Below are 19112 nucleotides of genomic sequence, written 5' to 3'. Positions count from 1 at the left end.
ATAGTTTAATATTTTATATAAAAAATACTATATCAATGGGCGTGTATTTCAAAATTAACTATTTGCCTAAATGGTTGATAAACAACGCTTTAATTCTTCACTTTAAAAGTAGGTCATTGCCACGATGACTTTGGCATCATTTTGGATACTTGCTACGTGGGTCAAAGCCCAACTTCACCGGTAAAGCAGAACTAAACATTTTCTGGCGGAAATCCCGCACAGTTAGGTGTTTGAGACAGCTATGGGATAAAGTATATAGCAAACAAACGTAAAGTGGCAGATGAAAGCACGATTTACCACAACACCCGACCTTGAAACAAGCCGGAATTTTGAGCGCAAAAGCAGTACAAAAAACACTTCTTTAGGAGAAACCTTTTGGCTTTTTTTGAAAGGTGCCGCCTCTTGTATTCAATTGATCTTGCCTAATCGAAAGAGAGCGGTAGAGAGAAATCCGGGATATCAAATTCCGTATAAACCAAAACTCTTTCAGAAAGGCCAAAAGGCTTTTTGGGTCAATTCAGTTGGAATTGATCAGCACTATCATCTCCCTGGGGCATCACCGCCCACTGGCAAACTTTACGGCATCCGTGCTGAAGATTTTACCCAAAAATTTACATCCCTTCAATCAATTATTTCACAGACTATGAGTAAGTTATCCATTTCTCCTCAGTATAAGCAGCGTGTTCTGGGGGCGCGTTTCGATGAAAAATCGAGACGGTGGGTATCTACTTCCCCGCCCGACTGGGAGGGGGAAGTAAATAGCTATGAATCAATAGTCTATATTGATTCGTCTTTCCCGAAAAATCGCTTGATAAGACCCTTTAAATCCTTAATGGGGGCTTTTACTTTGGTTCTACTGACTGTATTTACAGCATTAGGCCAAAAAATAGTAGATATTAAACTGTCCAAGAAAATTGACTTTGCTCAACCTACCATTGGACAATCTATCAAATTTACTGTCTATGCAAAAAATGATGGACCGGATGCTGCTACCGGAGTGATAGTTAAAGATCTTTTCCCAACGGACGGAGCTGACCTGACGGCTAATACTCCTCAGGCAGGAACAACTTTCAATCCGGCAACTGGTTTGTGGAATATTCCTACCATCGCTTCTGGTGATTCTGTTAAACTTGAATTGACAGGAACTGTTACAGGAAGAGGCGTTTATTTCAATATTGTAGAAGTAATGTCGATGGATGCGGGTCAGGTAGATTCCGACTCCAACCCGGGCAACGGTACTTTAAGTGAAGATGATTATGCAACGGCCTGTTTTTCAGTGCCGATTTTGTGGTATCCGGGCAATGAGTACGCCGTGTCACTTTCTGTGGTCGGTTATTCTAATGTTGTGTGGACCAAAGTAGGAAGCGGAGCTATTACAGGTGCTGCTTCCGATAGTGCTTCTGTGAACGGCGATACCTTAATTATTAAAGGTACCGGCCGTTTTGCGTTTAGTGCCCAAGTGAATGCTTGTCCTGCAACCGGTTGTTGCGAGATTGTAGTGATTTCAGGGCCGCTTGGAAGTATTGGGGATTTTGTATGGAAAGATGTTTTTAATAACGGTATTCAGGATGCGGGCGAGCCGGGTGTAAATGGTGTCCGTGTTATCTTATGGAGTGCAGTCGGAGGAGTGCCAATTACACCTCTTGACACAATGCTTACTACTACTAATCCGGGAGATTCGACGCAAGGCGGTTATTACCACTTTGATGGATTGTTAGCAGGAAATTATATTGTACAGTTAGACAAAACCACATTGCCACTGGGCTGTATTTTAAGCGACTCTACTAATAAAGGTGGAGACAATGCTAAAGACAGCGATATTGATCCTACTACAGGCTATAGCCAAGTGGTGACATTAGATCCGGAGCAAGGTGGAATTTTGAAAGACAATCCAAGGGTAGATGGAGCTTTGTTTAGTCCGTTGGGAAGTATTGGAGATTATGTATGGAAAGATCTGAATAATAATGGTATTCAGGATGATGGTAATTCAGGAGTCAACAACGTTCAGGTTGTTTTATTCCAGAAAGATCAGGCGGGAGCTTTCGTTCCTGTTGATATCACTCTAACGGCTAACAATCCGGTTGGGGGAGCTTTAGGATGGTACTCATTTGAATCTTTGTCAAAAGGAGAATATCAAGTTAAAATATTGGTAGGCTCTTTACCGGCAGGTTGTGTATTAAGTGACTCTACTAATAAAGGTGGAGATGATACGAAAGACAGCGACTTTAACCCAACAACGGGACTTAGCCAAATCGTAACACTTGATCCTATCAAAGGTGGAATTGACAAAGACAATCCTACGATTGACGGTGCATTGCGTAATTTTTTGGGTAGTATCGGAGATTATGTATGGAAAGATACAGATAACGATGGTATTCAGGATGCAACCGAGTCAGGCGTAAACGGCGTCAAAGTTATTTTGTGGAGTGCAAATGTAAGCGGTCAGCCTTTAGCTAAACTGGATTCAACACTTACGATAACGAATGGCGGTAAACAAGGTTTCTATACGTTCAGCGGATTGCTAAAAGGCGATTACCTTGTACAAATAGTTAAAACCACTTTACCAGCAGGTTGCGTATTGAGTGATTCAACCAACAAAGGCGGTGACGATACCAAAGACAGCGATTTCAATTCAACCACCGGTATTAGTCCGGTCGTTAAAATTGATCCTGCCAAAAGCGGTATTGACAAAGACAATCCTACGATTGACGGTGCATTGTACAGCCCACTTGGCAGCATTGGAGATTTTGTTTGGAAAGATCGTAATGATAACGGCCAGCAGGATTCCGGTGAACCGGGTGTGAAAAATGTACGTGTAATACTATATAAAGATAGCGGTAGCACGTTCTCACCCATTGATACCACATTTACCGGTCTTAATGGTGAATATCTGTTTACCAACTTAACTTCGGGTTCTTACAAAGTATTGTTTGATCCAACAAGTTTGCCTGATACATGTCAATTGAGTTTGAATTCAAATCAAGGTTCAGATTTAACTGATAACGATGCAGATCCAACTACAGGTTTCTCTCAGGTAGTAGTTATTGATCCTACCAAATCAGGAATTAATAAGGACAATCCAACAATAGATGCAGCGGTAACTAATTTCGATTTGGCGTTGAACAAATCGTTGGCAGCCGGCCAATTAGCAGATGTATTGCCAGGCGATTTAGTAACCTTCACTTTGACGGTTAAAAACGAAGGTTCAATGACGGCGACCAACATTGCCTTGACGGATTCATTACCGGCAGGTATGAGTTTGGCCGACACAGATTGGACAGCAGCGGGTCAAATCGCAACGTTGAATAACGTAATTGCCGGTCCATTGGCACCAGGTGCAACCGCTACGGTTGACATCACTGTGAAAGTGGATGCTAATTTTACAGGAACTACTTTGACGAACTTTGCACAGATCAAGGATGCCAAAGATAAAAACGGCAACCCTGTAAAAGACCAAGATTCGACACCGGGTAACGGCTTTACTAAATCAGAAGATGATGACGATGACGAACCGGTACGTGTTACGCCATTGGGCAGCATTGGAGATTTTGTATGGAAAGATCGTAATGATAACGGCCAACAGGATTCTGGTGAACCAGGTGTGAAAGGCGTGAAGGTAATCTTATGGACGGGCACTGCCAGCGGTCCTGTCGCGAAGAAAGATTCGATGTTGACAGGTACAGATGGTAAATACTTGTTTACTAACTTACTGGTAGGTACTTACTACGTACAGTTTGATACGAAGACTCTGCTAGATACATGTAAATTAAGTTTGAAACCTAATACGGGTTCAGATGTAACGGATAGTGATGCCGATCCAATTACGGGTATCACCCCTGCTGTGGTCTTGACACCGCAGAAACGCAGTGACTTGACCATAGGTGCAGGTTTGACCACGTTTCGTTTGGCGTTGAACAAATCATTAGCAGCTGGCCAATCGACAGATGTAGCGCTAGGCGATTTGGTAAACTTCACTTTGACGGTTAAAAACGAAGGTTCAATGACGGCAACCGCTATTGCACTGTTAGATTCATTACCTGCTGGTATGACTTTGGCCGATACGGACTGGACAGTAGCAGGTCGGATTGCGACCTTGAATGTACCGATAGCTGGACCGTTGGCACCGGGTGCAACCGCTACGGTTGACGTCACGGTAAAAGTGGATGCTACTTTTGCAGGAACTACGTTGACGAACTTTGCACAGATCAAGGATGCCAAAGATAAAAACGGCAATACTGTAAAAGACAAAGATTCGATACTGGGTAACGGCTTCACTAAAGGAGAAGACGACGACGACAACGAACTGGTACGTGTTAAAACATGTACGATTCCTCCAACTCCAACCTGTGAAGATGCTAAAAACGAGTGTCCGATTAAATGTGTTGATTTGACTAAATACGTTACAGCACCAAGTCTTCCGGGCAGCAGATTGGAATGGCATACAGGAAATACGCCTCAGTCGCCATTGGTAGCTGACCCAACTAAGGTTTGTACTCCGGGTAACTACTACGTATTTGAAGTAGCAGCTTGCGGCGAATACAGCAATCCTGGTAGAATCGTTGTGACAATCCAACTTTGTCCTGCTGATTTGAGTTTGACGAAGACGGTTAGCAACAAAACGCCACAGCAGAATGACAACGTTACTTATACAATTAAAGTAACTAACGACGGTCCATCTGTAGCCACTAACGTTGAAGTAACCGATACGTTACAGGCAGGTTTACAATATGTATCAGGTGACGCTGCGTTCACGCTTGCTGGAACAGTGTTAACTGGTAAAATTGCTAAAATTGAAGTAGCTCAAACCATTACTTTGACGTTTGTCGCCAAAGTGGTTGGAACAGGAACAATCAAGAACTTTGCTCAAGTAAGCAAGTCAGATCAACCTGATCAAGACTCTTCTCCGGGCAATGGTACAGGGACACCTAAAGAGGATGACGAAGACAACGAAGACATTGCAGTTGTATGTCCAACTCCTCCAACTCCAACGTGTGATGATCTTACAAATGATTGTCCTAAATTGTGCATTGATTTAACTGCGCATGGATTACAGCCTCGTACACCGGGTGGTCGCTTAGAATGGCGTACAGGTCCTAAGCCAACGGATCCGTTGGTAGCAGATCCTACAAATGTATGTGTATCAGGGTACTACTACTTATTTGAAGTAGCATCTTGCGGAACATACAGCAATGCAGGCCGAGTAAAAGTGGAAATCAAGCCTTGCGTAACAGATTTAGCAGTTGTGAAGTCAGTTATCGAACCGTCTCCATACACAGTGGGTCAGACAATTACGTATAGCGTAGTTGCTTCTAACAACGGTCTTATAAATGCACCAAGTGTAACAGTTAATGATGTATTACCTTCTTTGTTGACGTTTGTAAGTGCAAACCCTGCTGCTGAATACAATGTAGGAACAGGTGTTTGGACAATCGGAAACTTGGCAGTAGGTGCAAATCGTACTCTCCAAATCCGTGCAACAATCAACGCGATTGGAACAATCACGAACACAGCGATTGTAAAAGGACTGAACAACGATCCGACGAAAGCGAATAACGATACTTCAACGGTAACAATTAAAGTAGACTGTATCAAACAACCTGAACCTCCTGTTTTGGCTTGTGCAACTACCAATTTTTGTCCTGGTGACAGTACAACTATTTATGCAATCGGTTGTGCAGGTGGTACAATTATGTGGTCTAATGGAGCAATAGGCGCAAGCGTTGTTGTGAAACCGACCGAAACCACTACGTATACAGCTGTTTGTAACAAAAACGGTTGCATAAGCGGTCCGTCAAATCCAACTACGATTTACATAAACACGCCAACGACACCGGTTATTGTAGTTAGCTCTTCTAAAACCATTTGTTTGGGAAGTTCGGCAACATTGACTGCCTCTAATTGTGCAGGTACAATCGTATGGAGTACAGGCGCTACGGGAGCACAGATTGTGGTAACACCGACAGAAACTGCAACTTACACAGCATATTGTAAAATTGGCAAGTGTGAAAGTCCAAAAGCGAGCGTAACAATCAATGTTATCCCTAAAGGAGAAACTCCTGTAGTTATTTGCGGCACCGATAAAGTTTGTCCGGGTGAAAGCGTAACGCTTCAGGTGACAAATTGTGCAGGTATTGTAGAATGGTCAACGGGAGAAACAGGCCCTGCCATTGTGGTTTATCCAACGACAACGACTACGTATTGGGCGGTTTGTAACAATGGTGGCTGCAAAGCAAGATCGAAAGATTACACTATCAAAGTTATCCCTGTAACGCCTCCAACCGTGGTTGCAAGCCCATCGACTACTATTTGTAACGGTGGCAGTGTTACATTGACTGCCTCAGGTTGTGAAGGTATCGTAACTTGGTCAAGCGGTGTAACAGGTGCAAGTATTGTAGTAAGCCCTGCTTCTACGACTACTTACACAGCTACATGTTCACTCGGTAAGTGTGTAAGCGGACTTTCTGCTCCTGTGACAATCACAGTGGGTAATGCTACCGCACCAACAATCTCTGCTGAGCCAACCTTGATTTGTGCAGGTCAAAGCACAACCCTTACTGCGGGTGGTACTTGTGATGGTACAATTCTCTGGTCAAATGGTGCAACAGGTGTAAGTATTACACTAAGCCCTACGGCTACTACTGAATACACTGCGGTTTGTAAGGTAGGAACTTGCGAAAGTCCTAAATCAAATAAAGTGAAGATTACGGTGACTACAGCTGGTGCGGTATCTTCGGTATATGCTTCTAAACCAAGTATTTGCGCAGGTGAAAGTTCAGTATTGACTGCTTCTGGCTGTACAGGTACTTATGTATGGAGTACAGGTGCAACAGGTGTAGCAAGTATCACAGTAACGCCAACAACGACGACAACTTACTCAGTATCATGCCGCGTAAATGGTAAATGCGATAGTGCACCGGGGTATGTAACGGTAACGGTAGACAACATTTCAACGCCTCCAACAATTACTGTAAGTCCATCGTCAACGGTTTGTGCAGGCAGCACAGTTAAATTGACGGCTGCCAGTTGTAAAGGCGGAACCATTAGCTGGAGTACAGGTGCAACAGGTGTAAGCATTGACGTAGTTGTAAATGCAACCACCACCTACACTGCCAAATGTACAATCGGTAAATGTGAAAGCGCTCCGGGTTCTGCAACGGTTACAGTAGTACCAACTCCTGAAAAACCAATTGTAATCTGTAGTACTGATAAAGTTTGTCCTAGTGAAAGCGTAACGCTTCAGGTGAAAAACTGCGCAGGCACAGTCTATTGGTCAACAGGTGAAATAGGTCCTGCTATCGTCATTCATCCAACCGTAACTACTACCTATACTGCAAAATGTAAAGTAGGTGACTGTACAAGCCCAATATCGGCTGACTACACAATCAAAGTATACCCTGTAACACCTCCAACGGTATCAGCTGCTCCGGCAGTAATCCAATTGGGTGAAACATCGGTATTGACTGCAACTGGTTGCGATGGTGAAATCACTTGGTCAAACGGTAAAGCAGGAGCCAGTATTGTGGTAACTCCAACGGTAACTACTTCTTATACAGCAGTATGTAAAGTGGGAGCATGTACCAGCCAAGCTTCTATACCGGTAACTGTGAAAGTGATTGACTGCAAAGCTCCATCTATTTCGGCAGACGCCGCAGTAGTATGTGAGGGTGGTAGCGTAAAACTCACAGCAACAGGTTGCGAAGGCGGTACAATTAACTGGTCAAACGGTGCAACGGGTAACAGCATTACTGTGAACCCACTTGGTATAACTACTTATACCGCAGTATGTAAGAAAGGTGATTGCACAAGCGATGCCTCAAATGCAGTAACTGTTGTAGTAACGAAAGTGTACCCTCCAACCATCCTCTGCTCAACCAAAGCAATTTGCAAAGGTGAAACAGTAAGCATAAAAGCTTCGGGTTGCGAAGGAACGGTACTATGGTCTAATGGCGCAACAGGTGTTGAGATTTCTGTAACGCCCGAAACAACAACTACTTACACTGTTAAGTGTAAAGTAGGCAATTGTGAAAGTGCGCCATCGTCACCGCTTACCATCGTGGTTGGCGTACCTGCCGCTCCAACGGTTCAGGCTTCCAAAACTAACCTTTGCTATGGTGAGTCAGTAACTCTGACAGCGTTGACTGCTTGTTCAGGATACATCCAATGGTCAAACGGTCAGGTAGGAAGCTCAATTACGATTGTTCCTGCTGCCAGCACTATTTACGTTGCTTATTGCTGCAACAATGCTTCTTGCAAAAGTGTAGCTTCAAACACCTTAAATGTGATAGTGGCTCCGAAAGTGAAAACACCTGAAGTGGTTAGCCTAGCTAATGTATGCCCTGTGAAAACGGTAGATCTCGCCACAGCGGTGAAGAACTACACAACAGGTGCAGGTTTAGTACTTGAGTTCCACGAAGGAAATACGCCAGGCTCGCCAACGGTAGCTAATCCGTTAGCAGTAGGAGTGAGTGGTACTTACTACGCATTCTTCCGCTCAACTGTCGGTTGCTACAGTGAAGGTGTTGCTATCCACGTCCTGATTTCGCCTTGCGAAACAACGCCTTGTGAAACCAACCCTGCTACGGCAGATGCCGGTGGAGACGCCGCTATCTGTGCTGCTATCGAGTACAAACTCAATGGTAAAATCGGTGGAGTTGCCACAAGTGCAATTTGGTCAACAAACGGAACAGGTAAGTTCAGCAATCCGCTTGCGCTCGATGCTACTTACTATCCATCGTTGGAAGATTTGATTAAGGGTGAGGTTATGCTCACCCTAACCACCAACGATCCTGATGGTAGCGGCAAATGCGTAGCTGGGAAAGACGATTTGAAACTGATCTTTGAAGGTATCAAGTTCAGACCTCAAATCATCGTAAACGGTACGCTCAAAGCAGATACATTGCCTCAAACAATCACGATCTGTCAAGGTGACACTGTGAAACTGAAAGCCAGCGAACAGGATTATCAAGTGAAATGGTTTAAAGACGGTAAAGTGTTGTTCCCTGCTTCTGATGGTATCAGACAATGGAACGTAACCGAGCCGGGTACGTATGCTTATGCACTTGTCGATGTTAAACGTTGTTGCTCAGTTCCATCCGCTTATATTACAGTAGTTGTAAAAGCGCTGCCAACACCAATCGTGAAAAACCTTCGTAATACTTGCCCAAGTACCACGGTAGATTTGACCACAGCTCTTGAAGGTAACGGAACTTATACAACTCAGTTCAGATCAGCAGCGCAATTGGCATGTACCTGCCTTGTAGGCACACCGGAAGCAGTAGGAGGCGGCACATACTACGTCGTTTATAAGAAAGACGGTTGTTATAGTGCACCGGCCGCAATTGAAGTGAAAATCTTCGATTGTGCTACCGATACACTCCGCTCTGATTTGAGCATCAACAAGACTGCTAACAAAGCAGTGGCGCTGGTAGGTGAAAATGTTACTTACAAGATCGTAGTGAAAAACAACGGTCAGCACAAGGCAACCAACGTAGATGTTCGCGATATCATGCCGTCAGAATTGGAAGTGGTTTCTACTTCCGGAATGACCAACACGGGTGGCGTATTGACCACACGGATTGCGTCTCTGACCGCAGGAAGCAGCGATACATTAACGGTAGTTGCCAAAGCGAAAAAACCGGGTAACCAAGTAACCAACAAAGTTGCCATCACTTACGCTGACCAAGTAGATCCTAACGGTTCTAACAACCAGTCTTCGGTAAGTATAGTAGTAAGCGATGGTACTGTCTCACCTGCAATCGGAGTAGCCTTGGCGGTTGATAATATCGTTAAGAAAGGCGACGGCGCTGATGTCAGCTACGATGTTACTTATAAAATCACGGTGAAAAACGTTGGTAACATTCCATTAACCGGTGTTCAGGTAGTAGACAGCATTACGGGTCACATAGGATTACCGGCTACCTTTACAGTAGTAGGTGCTCCAACTGTAAATGCCGGAAGTACATTGGTACCGAATGGCAGTTACAACGGAACTTCTGATAAGAACATCTTAGGTTCAGGAAGTTCATTGGCGGTAGGTGCTGAAAATGTGGTTTTGGTCACTATCAACATCAAGCCAAACGGAAATACCGGACTATTCTTAGGAAGCGTAGTTGCTTCGGGTAACGGAAGCGGTACACCGGTGAAAGATGCTTCTAATAAAGGTACTGTCGTGAATGCTCCTGTTGATAACTCGACTCCTGTACGTTTCGATTTGCCAAGCGCTTTGATTGGTTTATCTAAATCAGCAGGCAGACCGATTGTCGTCGGAGATGGTAAATTCAAGATTCCTTACACCATCAGTATAACTAACCTTGGTACAAGTGACCTCAAAAAAATCCAGGTGAAGGATGACTTGGGACTCACATTTGGATCGAAGGCGGCAATTGTTGGTAAACCACTTGTTACTGCAGACGGCGGGTTGACAGTAGATTCGACCTATACAGGTCAAGGGCTGCTCACCAATTTATTGGTTGACTCTTTGAGTACATTACCAAAAGGTGCCACTCGCAGTATCAACTTAGCGGTAATTGTTTCGCTTTACAATCCTGATTCCGTAACGAAGTTCTACAATATCGCTATCGGTACAGGTTTAACGCAAGGTGGTGTAGCAACGGCCGATACGTCAACGACAGGTGATAATGTTGACCCTGACAATGACTTGGATCCACGCAACAACAGCGAATCTACGCCGGTATCACTCAACTCGACTCCAGGCAAAGGTTTACTTGGATTGGCGATGTCTATCAAAGATACCTTACGTAAAGGGGATGGAAGTTTGAACATCACTTACCGTGTTATCTTGAAAAACTACGGTGCAGGTGTGTTGACCAACGTTCAGGTATCTGACTCATTGACTAAAGTATACAGTTCTCTGACCGGCGCAAGCTATCAGTTAGTAGGTACACCGACTGCCAATGACTCAAGCAGCTTACGTATCAATCCTGGCTTCGACGGAGACCGCGATGTAAATCTCTTGCTCGCGCAACAAAGTCGTTTGGCAGGTGGACGTACAGATTCATTGTTCTTTACTATCAACGTAACGAACGACGGACGCCTGACGCCTTATCTCAACCGCGCACTTGGCTCAGCCTTAGCCGGTCAGAATTCTGTGACAGATCTTTCAACCAACGGCTTGGTACCTGATCTGAACGGAGACAATGACCCAACAGGCTTGACTGAAGCAGAATTTACACCAATTGTGATTACTTCTGACGGTGGTTTGTTTATCCCTGAAGGTTTCTCACCAAATGCTGACGGAATCAACGATAAATTTGTGATTCGTCATCCATCTGGCACGAAGATTGTTCTTGAAATATACAACCGCTGGATGAATTTGGTCTATCGTAACAACGATTATCAGAACGATTGGGAGGGAGGAGCTAACGTAGGTGTAGCTAATAACAACCAAGGGGTGCCTGCCGGAACATATTTCTACAATGTGATTCTGCAAGACCAAAACGGCGGTGAGATTAAGAAATCAAGTCGATTTATGACCATTAACCGCTAATGACGATGACCAATCTCATCAAACAAAAGTGCACGATATTACTGCTGCTGATCACGTTGATCGGCAGCAGTAAAACCTGGGCCCAGCAGGACAAATTGTTCTCGCAGTACATGTTTAACATGATGGCCCTCAATCCCGCCTACGCCGGCAGTCGCGATGTCCTAAGTGCAACCGCTCTCTACCGCAACCAATGGGGTGGAATGGCAGGCGCACCGCAGACGGCAACTTTCAGCATTGATATGACCGTCAATCGTGAACGAGTAGGCCTTGGCCTTCAATTATTCAATGACCAAATCGGTCTTGAAAACTGGACAGGTGCTATGCTTTCTTACGCTTTTCGCATCAAAATAGGCGAACGTTCGACTTTGGCATTAGGTTTGCAGGGGGGCGCAATGAGTTTCCGCTGGGATTTGTCTAAAGCTAATCTTGGAAACAACCTGTCAGATCCTGCATTTGCCAGTAATGTTTCTAAAATTTTGCCAAACTTCGGAACTGGTATTTATCTTAGCAACGATCGTTCTTACTTAGGAATTTCAGTGCCTTATTTGATTGAGAACAACCTGAACGATTACGACAACGATCAACGTGCCAAAGTACGTCGTCACTACTACGCAGTAGCAGGGTTTGTAATCGGACGCAACAACGTAAAACTCAAGCCTTCTATGATGGCTCGTTACGTGAGCGGCGTAGGACTTTCATTGGACGGAAACCTGAATCTTTGGTTTAACGACCGTGTTGCTTTCGGAATGTCGTACCGTCATAATCGCTTTTCGACCTATGCCGGCAAAATTCAACAAATCGATGGAAATGTTTTGAAAGGAGACGCGCTCGTTGGTATGGTCGAACTTCAATTGTCAGATCAGTTTCGCTTGGGATATTCTTATGACTGGACTCGTAATAATCTGAACGACAGTCGCAAGTTTTTGAACATTCCAACCCACGAAATCATGCTGCGTTACGAGTTTGGATTCAGCAAGAGCAAGATTCTTACTCCTCGCTATTTCTAAGGGTTTTTTAAAACGTAGTCAAGGGTATATTCTTCATGAAGGGTTTTAACACACCAACAAGGGAGAATATACCTTTTTCTTTACCCAAATTTTGGAAACATGAAGACTTATATTTTTCTAACGGCATTGGTAGTCGGTCTCTGGATATCAGATGTTAAAGCACAAACATCTCTTAATCAAGCCAATCGCCAATACGAAATGATGGCTTATACCAAAGCAATTGAACTCTATGAACAGGCTTTGAAGGAAAACCTCAAAGACACAACCAAGGTCAATACGCTTATAAAATTGGGGCACAGCTATCATCAAATCCGAGATATCCCTAACGCTGAGCGCGTATTTCGCACCTTGCTTGGCGAAGGAAAAACCATTCCTCGCAATCAGGCCAACAGCTATTTGTACTATGCCCAGGCGTTGGCGAGTAACGGCAAATACGATGAGGCCAAAGAAGTATATGAGCGTTATAATCAGGCGCAGCAGGAGGATTTGCGCGGCAAAGAATTTACCCAATTATATACGAATGTTGGGAAGCTTTCTAAAAATGCAACCAGTTACACGGTCGAGGCGTTGGATAATATCAATACAAATCGTGCTGAATTTAGCCCTACCTATTATAAAAAAGGTTTAGTTTTTGTGTCTGCGCGCAATGAGGGACTGAACGTAAAACGTTCGTATGGCTGGAACCAAACGGCCTTTCTGGATTTATACGAAATTCCTGATTTGTCGGTGGTCAATTCAGCCAAAACCAGTAAAATAGGAGGCTCAGCACCGGCCAATAAATCCGCACGAGCCAAAGGTGTTTATCTGTTGGGTACTGACGAATATACCGCACCAACGGCTAATGATACACCAACCCCTGGTGGATATACGTCAACCAATGGAAAAGCGATTGACCCTTTGCAAAGTGCAAAAATCGAATCCCAAAGTATGGGTAAAGCCCTGAATTCAAAATACCACGAAGGGCCTGTCGCTTTTTTTAAAGATGGAAAAAAAATGCTCTTTACTCGTAACAATTACCTGGATGGGAAATACAAAACGAGTAAAGACGGAATCAATAAATTAAAGTTGTATTCAGCGGATTGGACCGGAAATGAATGGGGAAAGTTGAAAGAACTTCCCTTCAACAGTGATGAATATTCGGTAGGCCATCCTTCCTTATCAAAGGATGACAAATTGCTTTACTTCGTTTCTGACATGCCGGGAGGCTTTGGCGGAACCGATATTTACGTAAGCAAATTGGAAAACAATAATTGGTCAACTCCCGTCAATTTAGGTCCTGCTGTCAACAGCAAAGGCAACGAGATGTTTCCCTTTGCCGACGAACAGGGTAATCTTTACTTTTCTTCGGACGGACATCCTGGATTGGGTGGTTTGGATATGTTCTATGCCAAATTGATTGAAGGAGTAATGGCTAAAAAGCCTAAAAATTTGGGAACGCCAATCAATTCTAACAAGGATGATTTTGGGATTATTACCGACGGAGAGCGCAAAAGCGGCTTTTTCAGCAGCAATCGCCGCCGTGGTGGAGCCGATGACGATTTGTTTAGATTTGAACGCAGCGGACCCATTAATCCTTGCCAGGATTTAATTGTGAATGTATTTGACGCTCAAACGAAAGCCCCGCTTGCCAATGTACCGGTAGAAGTAGTAAGCAAAGATGAAAGCGATCCGGAAGTGAAAACAATTAATACCGATAACGAAGGAAATATGCGTTTGTGCCTAGATTCAGACATGGACTTTATATTTCGGGCATCAAACGAAGGTTATCTGAACAACTCACTAAGTTTCACTACCAAAGATTTAGATGTTTCCGAATTGATTAAATTGGAAATTCCGTTGGAGAAAGTGAAACCTAAACCCGTTCCTGTAAAGACGTTTACACTTCGCGGTTTGGTAAATACTCAAAAGGATCGCAAACCCATTCCCGGCGTAAAAGTATTATTGCATAACGAATGTGATGGCTCTGTTCAGGAGGCGGTAACTGACGAAAACGGAACGTACAAATTTGAAGTTCCGAGCGGTTGTGACTATTCCATTGAGGCGTTGAAAGACAATCTCGGTACGATGGGAAGTAAGGTAAAAGGTGGAGAAACGTCAGAAGCCAATATTACCATGTTTGAAAAAGGCGATGTCATCAAGATTGATAATATCTACTACGATTTAAACAAGTGGGATATTCGTGACGATGCCTCGACTGAATTGAAAAAGTTGGTGGAACTGATGAACAAATATCCTAAAATGAAAATCGAATTTGGTTCGCATACTGATAGCCGCTCTTCTACCAAATACAACAAAACACTTTCCACCAAACGCGCCAAAGCCGCTGTTGCTTACATTGTGAAGCAGGGAGTTAACTCTAAGCGAATCATTGCGGCAGGGTATGGGGAAAGCAAATTAGTGAATAAGTGCCAAGACGGTACCCCATGCTCGGAAGAAGAACACCAGCAAAACCGCCGTACAGAAATTAAGATTTTGAGTTTGTAAAATAGATGTTTGTAAGGTGATTGGTTAAAGGCAGAAGTTCTGATGGACTTCTGCCTTTTTTTGTTGGGTTTGACAAGATTCCTATTTATCCCGCAGTTGCTCATTTTCTTTCATCAGTCTATCGTTCATCTTTTCCAGTCGTTGGCATCGTTCGGCGTATTCTTCGAGCATGAGCTGCAATTTTTCTGTATCTGTATCTGTATCTGTATCTGTATCTGTATCTGTATCTGTATCTGTATCTGATACTAAATAAGATAGTTTGAGGCCGAGGATTTTGGCCAATGCCCGAAGCTGTGGAAGGGAAGGACAGGATTTACCGTTTTCCCAGTTATTGACGGTAGGCTGGCTCACTTTTACTTTCATGGAGGTTTCTAACTCCAACGCAACCCACTCCTGCGTCTTGCCCAGTTCATTCCGACGTTTGCGCAATTTTAGGCCAAGGATATTCTCATTCATACGCTACGATTTATTAGATTTTGGTTAATGACTGTTTTAATCAAAAAACGACCGCTCTTTACCATGATAGGCAGAAGCTTTGATCTAATTTTCTTGTAGGGTATCGTGTAACTTTTGTCAATAAAGTAAAAAAAGCCAAAAAGGCTATATTATTTTTCAAAAACTTATCAAGCGGTCAAAGTAGTAGTATTATAAGGAAGATTTGAATTATTTTATCAGGATTTCTGATAATTTTATCAGAAATCCTGATAAGACCCTAAAGGAAGATTGGTTAGGTTTGTGCTACCTAAACAGATTACAGATAGATAAAGGTTGTATGACGACGTTAAACTTCCATTCCTTTACCGAACGAGAAAACCTACTGGGAGTAGCATGGGCCTACCTGCGTGACCTACGCCCACACCTTACGCTCACTACCCTGCGCGATACCCTCGAACAGCACCCCGATTATCCGAGCCTGTTGAGTTTGGGCGATACCCTCGACCGTTATCACATTGAAAACGCCGCCCTGCGCATTGATGCTGAACAGTTGGCTTTGTTGCAGGTGCCTTACATAGCGCATCTGCGTACCAGCGGTGGCACATTTGTACTCGTAGAAAGGGCTACTGGCGAAGCGTTCACCTACCGTACCGAAAAAGGAAAACGCATCACCGAAACACGCGAAGACTTCCTTAAAAAATGGTCGGGCGTAGTATTCATTGCCGAACCTACCGAAGCCTCGGGCGAAAAGGATTATGCCGCCAAACGCCAAAAAGAGCAACTCGAAAACCTCCGTTGGCCGCTGATTATCGCGGGCTTTGTACTGTTGACAGTCGCAGGCATATTCCAAAGCCCCAACTTATCCACAGGAGTACTGTTAGGACTCAAAGCCATAGGCATGATACTCACGGCTTTGCTGTTATCGGTGCAGTATGGCAAAACCAACGATTTCACTGACTCGCTTTGCCGCCTCAACAACCACACCGACTGCAACCATATCCTCACTTCTCCCGCCGCCAAAATCACGTCTTGGTTAGGCTGGAGCGAAGTCGGTTTTTTCTATTTTATGGGCGGCTGGATTTTTAACCTCACCCCTGCCCCTCTCCTTTCAGGAGAAGGGTTTTTAAACTCCCCTTCCCTCACAGGGGAAGGGGCTGGGGGATGGGGTTTGGGAGTTCTTTCCTTCTTGGCATTGCCTTACACTTTTTGGTCTATCTGGTATCAATGGCGGGTAGCCAAGCAGTGGTGCCCGCTGTGCGTGGCGGTGCAGGTAGTGATTTGGGTGGAGTGTCTCAGCCCCCTAACCCCCAATGGGGGAACAATTTTATCCCCCCATTGGGGGTTAGGGGGCTTGGCTGTTGCATTTGCACTTCCCATCCTCCTTTGGCTCATTATCAAGCCATTGCTCCTAAAATCAAAACAAGCTGACGAGTGGCAACGCGAACTACGGAAGTTTAAAAACAACGCTGACATCTTTAATGCACTTTTAGCAAAACAAAAAAGAATGCCTCCCGTACCTGCCGATTTACAACCGATTATTTTGGGAAACCCCGCTGCCGAGCATACCATTACGATGGTAACTAATCCTTACTGCGGGCCGTGTGGGAAAGGGCATGATGAATTAGAAGAGTTGCTTTCTTTATCTTCTAATATAAAGGCGCATATTTTCTTTACTACCTGCCACGATATTAATGATTCTGTTGGACAAATTGCTCGTCATATTTTGGCATTGCAAGCTGCAGGTAGTGATGTAGCGGCAGCTTTGCAGGGCTTGTACAAACAACCAATTCGGAATTATGAAAAATGGGCTGCTAACTTCCCTGTATCTAATACTGAAATCTATCAGAGAGCAGCAGATGGACATTGTACATGGACAAGTGCGGCTAATGTTCCTGGGACACCCACTTTCTATGTTGATGGCCTTTATTGGGGGCGTTGGTATAAATTGAATGAAATTGGAATGTTATTAGAGAGTTTAGAAAAGGATTTGGCCGAATCAACATAAATTAATCGTTTAACTAAAACATTACAAACATGAAAAAGATTTTGATGCATTTTTCTGAGAATATCCTCTCTCGCAGTCAGATGAAAGCAATAAAAGGAGGAGAAGAGTATGGAGGATCTGCATGTACAAGATGTTATGATAACAGAGATTATATATGCTCTATTCAAACACATGGAGGGTGTGAATGTAACGTGGCTGGCCTCGGAAGAGGATGTGTAGTAATTGTATAATTCCCAACTAAGTATTTTCAGGAGATAGGCTGGAGGAAAAAGCCTATCTCTTAAAATTATATAGATTATGAAACTTTTAATAATGTTTTTTCTTTTTTTACCAAATGCAATTATTGCTCAAAAGGTATTTTCTTTAAAAGTTGTTATTCCTGATAATATGAATGAGAAATCATTTGTAATATATTATGAAAATGGAGTAAGGCGAACTGAAATAACGCCAAATTTCAAGGACAAACAATGTGTATTTTCTGATAGTTTTTACTCCAGATACGCTACTATTATGATTGCTTATCGAGATAAGAATATTAAATATAGAGAGTACAATAATTTTTGGATAACTGACGCACCCGCAACGATAACTTTTATGGCAAATTCAGTGTCCCCTGACCCATTAAGCAAAAGGAAATTGATTAATGCTATAGAAGTTAGCCAAATGGGGGAGGACAAGCTAAATGCTTTTAAAGCTAAAGAAGTAAAAGACTTTCAAGATTTCTACTTTGCTAATGAAGGAAAAATTGCAAAAAATGATTCAAAAACTGTAAAAATATACCATGAAAAATCACAACGAATTAATGACAAATACATGGCATTTATTAAAAAGAATGGGAGCCTATACTATTCATTTTGGTTATTCAGAACAGGGATGATTGTAAACTCAGTTACTCCTCTGGATACTTTATTTAAGATATATAATACAGTTTTTCCCGATAGCTTAAAAAATAGCATTGAAGGAGAGTATATAGAAAACACCCTCAAATCAAGAAATTTACGAAAAAGAGATTTGGCTCCCGATTTCAATTTACATGATATAACAGGGAAGAATATCAAATTAAGTAATTATAAAGGCAAATATATTTTACTAACCTTTTGGGCATCGTGGTGTGGTCCTTGTATCAAAGAAATTCCAGCTTTGCTAAAAATTAAAGAAAAATATCCTTCTGATAAATTAGAGATTATCTCAATCAATTTGGATGATGATTCAACAAGTTTTAGCAAAGCTGTTCAAAAATACAAAATGGAATGGGTACACATTTTCGGTGATAAAAAGTTAAGAGATGTCTATGGGGTGATGGGTATCCCTGAAGTTCTTTTAATTAATAAATCGGGGGAAATAATCTATAAACGTGGGCAAGAGAAGGACTACGATTCAAAATTGCCTATATTAAATAATTTGTTGGTAGATTCACTTTAATAAGCGAGCTTTTAAAATGAATTTGAATAGTAATAGCTATGAAAACCGCGCTGTTTGTCCTATTGCCCTATCCGAGCCACTATTTTGTTGGCTTCGGTAAAGCGCGTCAACTAAAAGCGCAAGGGTACGAGGTAGTATTTACGGGTCTTCGCTCACACCAAACGCTGATTGAGCGCGAGGGGTTTGTATTCAAGCCTTTACGCTATGCCAGTGCCTACAAAGAGTTGTCTTTTGTCTCATTGATTGCCTTGAT

7 protein-coding genes are annotated in these 19112 nt (G+C 43.2%); 6 read left to right on the top strand and 1 reads right to left on the bottom strand.

What is annotated here, in order from left to right; all coding sequences use genetic code 11:
* Positions 1-280: 280 nt before the first annotated feature.
* The 3 genes from Q0081_RS30825 to Q0081_RS30815 all read left to right on the top strand — a co-directional run bounded on the left by Q0081_RS30825 (position 281) and on the right by Q0081_RS30815 (position 14997).
* Positions 281-11506, top strand: coding sequence for an SdrD B-like domain-containing protein (locus Q0081_RS30825; RefSeq protein WP_298362769.1), 11226 nt, complete (start codon positions 281-283; stop codon positions 11504-11506).
* Between the two features lie 5 nt (positions 11507-11511).
* On the top strand, positions 11512-12513 hold the full coding sequence (locus Q0081_RS30820) for a type IX secretion system membrane protein PorP/SprF (RefSeq protein ID WP_298362766.1): 1002 nt from the start codon (positions 11512-11514) through the stop codon (positions 12511-12513).
* 99 nt (positions 12514-12612) lie between these two features.
* Entirely contained in the window at positions 12613-14997 is a 2385-nt protein-coding gene (locus Q0081_RS30815) for an OmpA family protein (protein ID WP_298362763.1), read from the top strand.
* Positions 14998-15078: 81 nt separating this feature from the next.
* Here Q0081_RS30815 and Q0081_RS30810 read toward each other — a convergent pair whose 3' ends face one another.
* Positions 15079-15453, bottom strand: coding sequence for a helix-turn-helix transcriptional regulator (locus tag Q0081_RS30810; RefSeq protein WP_298362760.1), 375 nt, complete (start codon positions 15451-15453; stop codon positions 15079-15081).
* A gap of 316 nt (positions 15454-15769) precedes the next feature.
* On the opposite strand from Q0081_RS30810, the gene Q0081_RS30805 reads away from it, so the two are divergent.
* From Q0081_RS30805 to Q0081_RS30795, 3 genes are all read left to right on the top strand, one after another.
* On the top strand, positions 15770-17437 hold the full coding sequence (locus tag Q0081_RS30805) for a vitamin K epoxide reductase family protein (RefSeq protein ID WP_298362758.1): 1668 nt from the start codon (positions 15770-15772) through the stop codon (positions 17435-17437).
* A gap of 297 nt (positions 17438-17734) precedes the next feature.
* Positions 17735-18859 carry a TlpA disulfide reductase family protein gene (locus tag Q0081_RS30800; RefSeq protein ID WP_298362755.1) on the top strand — a complete coding sequence of 375 codons (1125 nt, stop codon included), beginning with the start codon at positions 17735-17737 and terminating at the stop codon, positions 18857-18859.
* A 38-nt stretch (positions 18860-18897) separates the two neighbouring features.
* Positions 18898-19112 (top strand): hypothetical protein (locus Q0081_RS30795; RefSeq protein ID WP_298362752.1); only part of this gene is annotated, 215 nt, incomplete at its 3' end.

It is taken from the genome of Runella sp. (assembly GCF_027484545.1).
Classification (GTDB): domain Bacteria; phylum Bacteroidota; class Bacteroidia; order Cytophagales; family Spirosomataceae; genus Runella.
Note: the sequence above shows the minus strand (reverse complement) of the source record. Positions and strands in the feature narration are given on the sequence as shown.